The sequence below is a fragment of the Vagococcus fluvialis genome (assembly GCF_003337315.1).
Classification (GTDB): domain Bacteria; phylum Bacillota; class Bacilli; order Lactobacillales; family Vagococcaceae; genus Vagococcus; species Vagococcus fluvialis.
The window spans coordinates 1825-5099 of the sequence record NZ_QPJV01000022.1 but is presented as its reverse complement, the minus strand read 5'-3'; the positions used below and the strand labels follow the sequence as shown (position 1 = coordinate 5099).

Sequence of the window (3275 nt, the reverse complement as noted above, 5' to 3'; positions counted from 1 at the left end):
TCCTACTCTCACAAAGGGAAACCCTTCACTACCATCGGCGCTAAGAAGCTTAACTTCTGTGTTCGGCATGGGAACAGGTGTATCCTTCTTGCCATCGTCACCACACTTGCGTGCGTTTATTTAATTGAGTGATTATTCACTCAAAACTGGATGTTTTAGTTAGATTCTTCATAATATTACTTCACCGTTTTTCTTTGGTTAAGTCCTCGACCGATTAGTACTAGTCCGCTCCGTACATCACTGCACTTCCACTTCTAGCCTATCTACCTGATCATCTTTCAGGGGTCTTACTTTCTTAAAGAAATGGGAAATCTCATCTTGAGGGGGGCTTCACGCTTAGATGCTTTCAGCGTTTATCCCTTCCACACATAGCTACCCAGCAATGCCCTTGGCAGAACAACTGGTACACCAGAGGTGTGTCCATCCCGGTCCTCTCGTACTAAGGACAGCTCCTCTCAAATTTCCAACGCCCGCGACGGATAGGGACCGAACTGTCTCACGACGTTCTGAACCCAGCTCGCGTGCCGCTTTAATGGGCGAACAGCCCAACCCTTGGGACCGACTACAGCCCCAGGATGCGACGAGCCGACATCGAGGTGCCAAACCTCCCCGTCGATGTGAACTCTTGGGGGAGATAAGCCTGTTATCCCCAGGGTAGCTTTTATCCGTTGAGCGATGGCCCTTCCATGCGGAACCACCGGATCACTAAGCCCGACTTTCGTCCCTGCTCGAGTTGTAGCTCTCGCAGTCAAGCTCCCTTCTGCCTTTGCACTCTACGAATGATTTCCAACCATTCTGAGGGAACCTTTGGGCGCCTCCGTTACTCTTTAGGAGGCGACCGCCCCAGTCAAACTGTCCACCTGACACTGTCTCCCACCACGATAAGTGGTGCGGGTTAGAATGGTCATAACACAAGGGTAGTATCCCACCATTGCCTCATTCGAAACTGGCGTCCCGAATTCTACGGCTCCTACCTATCCTGTACATGTGTTACAAACATTCAATATCAAGCTACAGTAAAGCTCCATGGGGTCTTTCCGTCCTGTCGCGGGTAACCTGCATCTTCACAGGTACTAAAATTTCACCGAGTCTCTCGTTGAGACAGTGCCCAAATCGTTACGCCTTTCGTGCGGGTCGGAACTTACCCGACAAGGAATTTCGCTACCTTAGGACCGTTATAGTTACGGCCGCCGTTTACTGGGGCTTCAATTCTGAGCTTCGCTATTGCTAACCCATCCTCTTAACCTTCCAGCACCGGGCAGGCGTCAGCCCCTATACGTCATCTTTCGATTTTGCAGAGACCTGTGTTTTTGATAAACAGTCGCTTGGGCCTATTCACTGCGGCTGAACTTGCGTTCAGCACCCCTTCTCCCTAAGTTACGGGGTCATTTTGCCGAGTTCCTTAACGAGAGTTCTCTCGCTCACCTTAGGATTCTCTCCTCGACTACCTGTGTCGGTTTGCGGTACGGGCCGTCTATTTCTAACTAGAAGCTTTTCTTGGCAGTGTGATATTAAGACTTCGGTACTATATTTCCCTCCTCATCACAACTCATCCTTAAAGGTAAAAGCATTTGACTCTTACCAAGACTTGTTGCTTGAACGCACATATCCAACAGTGCGATCTTGTAACCTACTGCGTCCCTCCATTGTTCAAACAAAACAAACGGGTACAGGAATCTCAACCTGTTATCCATCGCCTACGCCTATCGGCCTCAGCTTAGGTCCCGACTAACCCTGGGAGGACGAGCCTTCCCCAGGAAACCTTAGTCATTCGGTGGACAGGATTCTCACCTGTCTTTCGCTACTCATACCGGCATTCTCACTTCTAAGCGCTCCACCAGTCCTTACGATCTAGCTTCGACGCCCTTAGAACGCTCTCCTACCATAGAACCTAATGGTTCTATCCACAGCTTCGGTAATATGTTTAGCCCCGGTACATTTTCGGCGCAAGGGCACTCGACTAGTGAGCTATTACGCACTCTTTAAATGATGGCTGCTTCTAAGCCAACATCCTAGTTGTTTGTGCACCCTCACATCCTTTTCCACTTAACATATATTTGGGGACCTTAGCTGGTGGTCTGGGCTGTTTCCCTTTCGACAATGGATCTTATCACTCACTGTCTGACTCCCGGACATAAATGAATGGCATTCGGAGTTTATCTGAATTCGGTAACCCAAGACGGGCCCCTAGTCCAAACAGTGCTCTACCTCCATCATTCTTAATTCCGAGGCTAGCCCTAAAGCTATTTCGGAGAGAACCAGCTATCTCCAAGTTCGTTTGGAATTTCTCCGCTACCCACACCTCATCCCCGCACTTTTCAACGTACGTGGGTTCGGTCCTCCAGTGCGTTTTACCGCACCTTCAACCTGGACATGGGTAGGTCACATGGTTTCGGGTCTACGACTACATACTCACTCGCCCTATTCAGACTCGCTTTCGCTACGGCTCCGCTTCTTCAGCTTAACCTCGCATGCAATCGTAACTCGCCGGTTCATTCTGCAAAAGGCACGCCATCACCCATTAACGGGCTCTGACTTCTTGTAGGCACACGGTTTCAGGTTCTATTTCACTCCCCTTCCGGGGTGCTTTTCACCTTTCCCTCACGGTACTGGTTCACTATCGGTCACTAGAGAGTATTTAGCCTTGGGAGATGGTCCTCCCGGATTCCGACGGAATTTCGCGTGTTCCGCCGTACTCAGGATACTCATAGGTGTGTTGTCAATTTCGTCTACGGGGCTTTTACCCGCTCCGGCTGACCTTTCCAGATCGATTCGACTATCCACAACAGCTACCACAGCTGAGTCCTACAACCCCAACAAGCAAGCTTGTTGGTTTGGGCTGGTTCCGTTTCGCTCGCCGCTACTAAGGAAATCGATTTTTCTTTCTCTTCCTGCAGGTACTTAGATGTTTCAGTTCTCTGCGTCTACCTCTATTAAGCTATGTATTCACTTAATAGTAACATCCTATTAAAGATGCTGGGTTCCCCCATTCGGAAATCTCTGGATCATAGCTTACTTACAGCTCCCCAAAGCATATCGGAGTTAGTCCCGTCCTTCATCGGCTTCTAGTGCCAAGGCATCCACCGTGCGCCCTTATTCACTTAACCTTTTTCTAACCTATTGGTTAGACTTGTTTTATTTAATGTAGATAGCGATATCTAACACTAAATAGTTATATATGTATCACAATTTTATTACTAAAACTGATCAACTCGGTGTTTTAAAAATTATGTTGATGTCTAACTTCAACTATCCAGTTTTCAATGAACAAAACG

General features: G+C 48.4%; 2 rRNA genes. Both read right to left on the bottom strand.

Annotated features, from left to right (window positions below):
- Positions 1-105 (bottom strand): 5S ribosomal RNA (rrf, locus tag DFR54_RS13005); the annotation flags it as partial.
- A gap of 89 nt (positions 106-194) precedes the next feature.
- Positions 195-3107, bottom strand: a 23S ribosomal RNA gene (locus DFR54_RS13000).
- Between the last annotated feature and the right edge of the window lie 168 nt (positions 3108-3275).